Source organism: Sulfitobacter maritimus, assembly GCF_013346665.1.
Taxonomy (GTDB): domain Bacteria; phylum Pseudomonadota; class Alphaproteobacteria; order Rhodobacterales; family Rhodobacteraceae; genus Sulfitobacter; species Sulfitobacter maritimus.
Map to the genome: position 1 here is coordinate 1 of NZ_JABVBB010000015.1, position 7005 is coordinate 7005.

Annotated in this window: 5 protein-coding genes and 3 pseudogenes; 4 read left to right on the top strand and 4 right to left on the bottom strand. The window is 57.3% G+C overall.

Annotated elements, in window-relative coordinates; all coding sequences use genetic code 11:
* The first annotated feature begins 76 nt into the window (after positions 1 to 76).
* Entirely contained in the window at positions 77 to 1120 is a 1044-nt protein-coding gene (locus HTT03_RS00070) for an IS5 family transposase (protein WP_174857890.1), read from the top strand.
* A gap of 188 nt (positions 1121 to 1308) precedes the next feature.
* On the opposite strand, the gene rpsU is transcribed toward HTT03_RS00070, so the two are convergent.
* From rpsU to HTT03_RS00090, 4 genes and pseudogenes are all read right to left on the bottom strand, one after another.
* A complete protein-coding gene (gene rpsU / locus HTT03_RS00075) occupies positions 1309 to 1515 on the bottom strand; it encodes a 30S ribosomal protein S21 (RefSeq protein ID WP_174857891.1) in 207 nt (68 codons plus the stop codon).
* A gap of 192 nt (positions 1516 to 1707) precedes the next feature.
* Positions 1708 to 2172, bottom strand: a pseudogene (locus HTT03_RS00080) (IS30 family transposase); the annotation flags it as partial.
* A 254-nt stretch (positions 2173 to 2426) separates the two neighbouring features.
* Positions 2427 to 3452 carry an IS110 family RNA-guided transposase gene (locus HTT03_RS00085; protein WP_174857892.1) on the bottom strand — a complete coding sequence of 342 codons (1026 nt, stop codon included), beginning with the start codon at positions 3450 to 3452 and terminating at the stop codon, positions 2427 to 2429.
* Between the two features lie 86 nt (positions 3453 to 3538).
* Positions 3539 to 4051 (bottom strand): annotated as a pseudogene (locus tag HTT03_RS00090) (IS30 family transposase); the annotation flags it as partial.
* Between the two features lie 34 nt (positions 4052 to 4085).
* Between HTT03_RS00090 and HTT03_RS00095 the strand changes: the two are divergent.
* The 3 genes and pseudogenes from HTT03_RS00095 to HTT03_RS00105 all read left to right on the top strand — a co-directional run bounded on the left by HTT03_RS00095 (position 4086) and on the right by HTT03_RS00105 (position 6953).
* Entirely contained in the window at positions 4086 to 5135 is a 1050-nt protein-coding gene (locus HTT03_RS00095) for an IS110 family RNA-guided transposase (RefSeq protein ID WP_174857894.1), read from the top strand.
* Between the two features lie 714 nt (positions 5136 to 5849).
* Positions 5850 to 6191 (top strand): annotated as a pseudogene (locus HTT03_RS00100) (2Fe-2S iron-sulfur cluster-binding protein); the annotation flags it as partial.
* Positions 6192 to 6242: 51 nt separating this feature from the next.
* Complete coding sequence (locus tag HTT03_RS00105; protein WP_174857895.1) at positions 6243 to 6953, top strand: IS6 family transposase; 711 nt, start codon at positions 6243 to 6245, stop codon at positions 6951 to 6953.
* Positions 6954 to 7005 lie beyond the last annotated feature (52 nt).

Here is a 7005-nt window from a genome sequence, read left to right on the forward strand (position 1 = left end):
GGGCACCTCTAAAAATTGCCCCAACCCCGGTGCTGCGTTATCTTTGATGGGACGAACCGGCACAGGGGAGACGGCAATGACGCAGATGGGTTTCTTTGATCTTTCCGACCGCTATGCGAGCCTTGACGCGAAGAAGGACCCATTGGTTGAGATCGATGCGGTCGTGCCGTGGGAGGAGTTTCGTTCTATTTTGGATGAGGTTTGGCGCAAGCCTGATGCGGAGCGCAAGTCGCGCGCAGGCCGCAAGCCGATGGACACTGTGCTGATGTTCAAGACGCTGGTGCTGAGCGCACTCTACAACCTGTCGGACGATCAGATCGAATATCAGGTCCGTGACCGGCTGTCCTTTATGAGGTTTCTGGGACTTAGCCTTGCGGACCGGGTGCCGGATGCAAAGACGGTGTGGCTGTATCGCGATGCGCTGGCGCAGGCGGGCAAGGTGGAAGAGCTGTTTCGTCAATTTGACGGGTATTTGGCGCGGCAGGGGTATATCGCTCGGGGTGGGCAAATTCTTGATGCCTCTATTGTGGCGGTGCCGCGCAATCACAACACGCGCGACGAGAACGCGTCAATCAAGAAGGGCGAGAACCCCGAGCATTGGGAAAACAAGCCCGCCAAGCGCAGCCAGAAGGACGTGGACGCGCGCTGGACGAAAAAGCACGGCAAGAGCCATTACGGCTACAAGAACCATGTGAACGTCGACCGAAAGCACAAGCTGGTCCGGCGCTATCACGTCAGCGATGCCGCGCTGCATGACAGTCAAGCGGTGGATCACCTGCTGATGCGAGGCAATACCGGCTCCGGTGTGTGGGCGGATGCGGCCTATCGGTCCGAGGAGACGGAGGCGAAATTGCGCGCGCGGAAGCTGAAAAGTCACATCCACCGTAAGGGGAAACGCGGCAAACCTCTCACAGATCAGGCCAAGGGCAGCAATCGGACCAAATCCACCGTTCGGGTCCGGGTGGAACATGTATTCGGCGCACAGACCAACGACATGGGTGGCACCCTTGTGCGTAGCATTGGTCTGGTGCGAGCCAAGGCCAGGATCGGGATGAAGAACCTCGCATATAACATGCGACGCCTCGTTCAACTGCGCCGCATCAACCCGTGTCCGGCGTGAATACCGGGCGATCCAAGAACCGATCACGCGTCAAAGCATGACAAACAAGGCTTGAAGGCCGCAATACAGCGGCTGCGAGGCTCTGCCAATTGCCAGACGAAAGCCACGATCCTGCTTCAGGCCGCCCGCACCGCCAAACTACCAAAAATTGTTCAAAAATCGAGGTGCCCTTATGTGTTTCGGTAGAGCTACATCACGCCTTCACGCTCCAAGCGCTTGCGCGCCGCTTTGCGAGCCCGGCGGATCGCTTCGGCCTGTTGGCGAACTTTCTTCTCAGAAGGCTTCTCGAAGTGCTGCTTGAGCTTCATTTCGCGGAAAACGCCTTCGCGTTGAAGCTTTTTCTTTAAAACCCGAAGAGCCTGATCGACATTATTATCGCGGACACTGACCTGCATATGGATAACACCGTTGTTCATGAATGTGAAAATACTAGAGAACAGGACCGTGCTGGTTGCAAGAGCAATTTGTGCGTTCTAAAGACCGTGAGACAAGCGCTCGTCCGTCCCTCTGCTTAAACCTTTGCGGTGCGCGCTATGGGTGTGAGCGATACGTGAACTGCGACTCATGTTGGGATCAGGGTAGGGGCGTCATCGCATTTCCTCCAACATCTTTTCGCGGAAGACCTCAGCTGGCGTTTTCCACCCAAGGCACTTGCGCGGCGTATTGTTGAGGCGATCACAGATCACCTTCATATCGTGATCTGTGCATTGCCGGATATCGCGTTTGCGGGGCAACCACCTTCGAAGGCGCCGGTTAGTGTTCTCGACTGTGCCTTTCTGCCAGGGGCTGGAGGGGTCGCAGAACCACGTCTGGGTTCCGATCTCGGCTTGCAGGTGTGGCCAACTGACAAACTCGGTTCCGCGGTCAAAAGTGATGGACCGACGGGCGACGAGGGGGAGGTCTTTGATGGCGCTCATGATCTTGGCCATGACCGGCTTGGTGCGCTTGTTCGGGTTTTTCAGGATCACAGTGAAGCGGCTGACGCGCTCAACCAATGAGGTAACGTTGGACTGGCCAAGCTTTTGTTTAAACAGCATCAAATCGGCCTCCCATGTGTGGATGCCCGCTTTGATGCAAGAGATAATTTGACGGTTTAAACATGTGATCGGGTACGGTCATGTGTCAGGCCTCAATTTGCGACGTTTCACATGCCGCGGGCCGGTATGGCGATGCGAAGGTTGGGTCCATATCAATGACACGAGCGCGGAGCTCTCTGGGAGTGCCTGGTTTTCCTAACCTCGATCTGGTCGATCATTTGTCCTTACTGTCTCAATGTCCTTCTCACATCATACCGAGCGTTGCAGGCTTACGCCGTCGCGATCGGATCTCGATAATCTTCATGCTTCGTCATCATTGCCCAAATGGTTCGGGCTGTTTTGTTAGCCAACGCGGTTGCGACCAACATACGTGGTTTGCGTTCTAACATTTGCTCAAGCCACGACCCTTTAGGTGGTCCATTTTTGATCGCCCATCTGATCCGGGTCATGGCGCCGATGATCAGCAGTCGTCGGATGTCGCGTTGCCCCATCTTTGATGTTCGCCCCAACACTTGCCGCCCACCTGTTGATTTCTGAACCGGGACCAGACCCAGCCATGCCGCAAAATCCCGACCGCGTTTGAAGCCTTCTAGCGGCGGGGAGAATGCCTTGATCGCCATTGCACTCACAGGTCCGACCCCCGGCGCAGTTTGCAATCGGATCGTTTCTGGGTCGGATTTCGATTCTTCTTTCAGACGCCGCTCTATCGCAACTATTTTGTCAGTAATGATACTTAGCTGATCCAAGTGTATATGGCTGAGTTCAATAACAATTGAAGGCAGGTCACAATTCGGGCTATCAATCTGTTCAGCTAGCTTCTTTACAAAGTTCCGACCGGGAGGGGCGATGATCCCGTATTCCATCAAATGACCACGCAGCGCATTGATGATGGAGTTACGTTGCCGAACAAACAAATCCCGTGTCTGGAAGACCATCGAACGGGATTGTTGTTCAGCCGATTTGACAGGCACAAATCGCATTGTGGGCCTGACTGCCGCTTCCGCAATGGCCTCGGCGTCGTTTGCGTCATTCTTCTGGCGCTTAACGAATGGCTTCACATAGATAGGTGGGATCAAGCGGACGTCATGGCCCAACTTCATGATCTCGCGACCCCAGTAGTGCGATGACGCACATGCCTCCATTGCGACCACGCAAGAGGGCTGTTCGCCCAAGAACTTCAGGAACTGACCCCGAGATAGTTTCTTGCGGAACATTGGCTCACCAGTAGCCGTCGCGCCGTGTGCCTGGAAAACGGACTTTGCCAAGTCGACGCCGATCATTGTAACTTCATTCATGGATGCCTCCTCCAATTTGGTGCTTTCAACATCACCATTATGGCACACTTTGATGCCGCTTCAGGGGTGGGGCATCCACACCATCAGTGACCAAATTGCCGACGATGCGCGACATCATCGGGTCGGAACAGAATGCTGACATCGCGGTGGAATTTGGGTTCTCTGCGCCTTCTGGTGCGACGTGGTCTGCGGGCGACACGGTGGGTCGGTAGATTCCACCACAGGTCTTCGCGCTGACCTTCCTTGGGGTAGATGTAACGATAGATGGTTTCCTGACAGACCCTGAGAGGAGCGCGTTCGTGAATCATACGGTTACTGATCTGCTCTGGTGTCCAGCCGTTCTTGATACGCTCGATCACGCACTTGCGAAGCTCAGGATGTTTGATCAGTTTGCGCTCTCGAGCACGACGTTCCGCTTGCATCAGGTGGGCAGCGGCACCGTAATAGCCATCGCAACCCGGCATGCTTTCGTCCGAGAAATGGTTGCGCTTTAGCTCGCGAAATATCGTGGATCTGCAGCGCTTCAGAACGCGCGCCATCTCATCAACTGGGACCTTAGCGTGTCTCCAGATGTCGTCATGGGGCGGCCAGGTTCTGATACTCTGGCGCTTTCACATCTCAGTGGAGGATGACATGAAGATTTTCGTTGGTATCGACGTTTCGCTTGCGAGTTCAGCAGTCTGCGTACTCGACGAGCGTGGACAAATCCTGAAGCAAGCGCAGATCGCAAGCGACCCTGAAGCTTACATCTCGTTCTTAAGTGATCTGCCATGGCCCATAGAAGCGATCGGCCTCGAGGCCGGACCACTGTCACAATGGCTCCACCGTGGCTTGCAAGAGGCAGGATTCGAGCTCATTCTGATGGAGACGCGCCAAGTAAAGGCGGTCTTAAAAGCGATGCCCATCAAGACCGACCGACGCGATGCCGAGGGTATCGCGCGGCTGCTGCGTATGGGCTGGTTCAGGCCGGTCCATTGCAAATCGGTTTCGGCGCAAGAGATGCGCGCTCTTCTTAGCACTCGCAAGGCGGTTCAGAAAGCGTTGCTGGACATCGAGCAGTCGCTCCGGGGAGTGTTGCGCAACTTCGGGCTGAAGCTCGGGCCTGTCAGCAAAACCCGCTACGAGGCACGGATCCGCGAAATGGTAACAGGGAACTCTGCGTTGGAGACTGCATCGGCAGCGATCCTGAGGGCCCGAGCAGTACTGCGTAGTGAACTTTCTGCCCTCGAGCGTCGGGTCCTCGCACTCGCACGTCATGACGATGCCTGTAGACTAATGATGACCATGCCTGGGGTCGGCGCCGTAGTCGCCCTAACGGTCCGGTCGGCGATTGATGATCCAACTCGGTTCCACTCGTCGCGCGATATCGGGCCATGGGCCGGTCTGACGCCGCGGAGAGAGCAGTCTGGCGAACGAGACGTTTCTGGTCGGATCACAAAAGCGGGTGATGCATCATTGCGAACAGCGTTGTTCAACGCGGCAACCGTACTGATGCACCGAGCAAAACCGTGCTGGCTCAAGGCGTGGGGATTACAGGTCGCCAAGCGCCGGGGGCAGAAACGCGCCACCGTGGCGGTCGCAAGACGCATCGGAGTTGTGCTACACCGCATGTGGCTGGATGGCACGGAGTTCCGCATGAAGCGGTGTTCAAACGAAGCCCCAGGTACAGCAGCTACCGCCTGACCTTGCGACACGATCGGTAAGAGGAGGTACAACAGCTCCTGGCAGGATTCAGCCTGCCAAGACGAGGTCCCCACCGGGACGCGGTTCCTGGCAACGCCGGATATGACGCCGCCGCCGAGCAATCCGTTCGAGCGCGTTTTCCAGATAGGCATCCAGGAACCGATCTCACCGACATCATGTAGGTGGCCCTGCGTGCCAACCACGGACGGAAGCATGACACCGGTGTGAGGGCTGAGATTGCAAGCTTCGTTGCTGCCGAAGGAGTATAGAGCAATATGGACGACCTTACGGGGCGTGCGACGCGGGCTGCGCTCCGAGATCTACGGTTTCCGCGCCCCCGCGTCTCATATGCTGCGGCCATACTGGTGAATCGCAGCGGAATTTTTGTGCCGATTCCGGCTTGACCACTAAAGCCCCATGACGGAAGCGTTCTATCTTGCGTCGTTCTGTGATAGTGAGTTGGTCGTAAACGGCTCCCATACCGATTCCTCTCATTAGATAAACTACTGTTTTCTAACAAGAGTCGCACTTGAGAGTAGCGCGCGCCGCTGCGCAGTAAAAAGCCTCGTAATCATGGTTATGTAACTAAAGTACGCTGCCCCAGCTCCACCAGCCACACCCGCTTGCCGCCCTCCCGCACCGCCCTACGTCCCGAGGCAGCCGATAGCCGGAGGGGTCCGCTCCTCCGCCCCCATTTAGCCAAAGGAAATTGCCGTGGAAACGAATCTGACCATCAATGGCACGAAGCAGCGGCTGGATCTCGATCCCCGCACGACGCTGCTGGATGCGCTGCGCCACCATCTTGGACTGACCGGCAGCAAGAAGGGCTGCGATCACGGGCAATGCGGCGCCTGCACGGTCATGGTGAATGGCCGCCGGATCAATGCTTGCCTGACATTGGCCTGTATGCATGACGGCGATGCGGTGACCACCATCGAAGGCATCGGAGCGCCCGGCAATCTCAGTCCGCTGCAAGACGCCTTTGTCCGCGAGGATGGGTTCCAATGCGGCTATTGCACGCCGGGGCAAATTTGCTCGGCCACCGCGATGTTGGAGGGGGATCGTCAAGTTATTGCCCTCCGGAGGGCAGTTATGTAGCTCCGTGCGATGATCAGTCAGATTTCGGCACCGCGCCTGAAAGGCCACCGCTTTCCACGCTCCATCATTTCCTACGCGGTCTGGGCGTATTATCGCTTCTCGCTTAGCCTGCGTGATGTCGAGGATCTGCTGGCCGAGCGCGGTATCGTGGTGAGCTATGAGGCGATCCGGGCATGGGTGGGGAAATTCGGGCCGCAGATCGCTAAACGGGTCCGCGCTACGCGCCCGCGGCCCACCGACAAATGGCACTTGGACGAGGTGGTGATTATGATCAACGGCGTGCGACACTGGCTGTGGCGCGCCGTGGACAGCAACGGCGAAGTTCTCGACATCCTCGTGCAAACGCGCCGCAATGCGCGGGCGGCGAAGCGTTTCATTTCACGGCTGATCGCCCGCTGGGGAGAGCCCCGCGTCATCGTGACGGACAAGCTGCGCAGCTACGGCGCGGCCCTGCGGCAGCTCGGGCTGAACGTGGATCACCGGGCGCACAAGGGACTGAACAATCGTATTGAGGGATCGCACAGACCCACGCGAAAGCGCGAGAAAATCCAGGGCCGTTTCAAATCGGCAAGGCAGGCGCAAAGGTTCCTCTGCGCCCACGATGAAACCGCCAACCTGTTCCGCCCTCGCCGTCACAAGTTGACCGCCTCCAGATACCGTCAGAGCCTCGCCGCCGCGTTCGAGCGCTGGAACCACTGTGCGAAAAGCATGGCCGCGTGACAGAAGGTAGCGCACCCCCACTTTCGATCCCGGACAACAACTTGACGATCCC

What these genes read in the sequence shown, in the direction of transcription:
- HTT03_RS00070 (WP_174857890.1), top strand. Translation starts at nt 77, where the DNA reads ATGACGCAGATGGGTTTCTTTGATCTTTCCGACCGCTATGCGAGCCTT.
- rpsU (WP_174857891.1), bottom strand. Translation starts at nt 1,515, where the DNA reads ATGCAGGTCAGTGTCCGCGATAATAATGTCGATCAGGCTCTTCGGGTT.
- HTT03_RS00085 (WP_174857892.1), bottom strand. Translation starts at nt 3,452, where the DNA reads ATGAATGAAGTTACAATGATCGGCGTCGACTTGGCAAAGTCCGTTTTC.
- HTT03_RS00095 (WP_174857894.1), top strand. Translation starts at nt 4,086, where the DNA reads ATGAAGATTTTCGTTGGTATCGACGTTTCGCTTGCGAGTTCAGCAGTC.
- HTT03_RS00105 (WP_174857895.1), top strand. Translation starts at nt 6,243, where the DNA reads ATGATCAGTCAGATTTCGGCACCGCGCCTGAAAGGCCACCGCTTTCCA.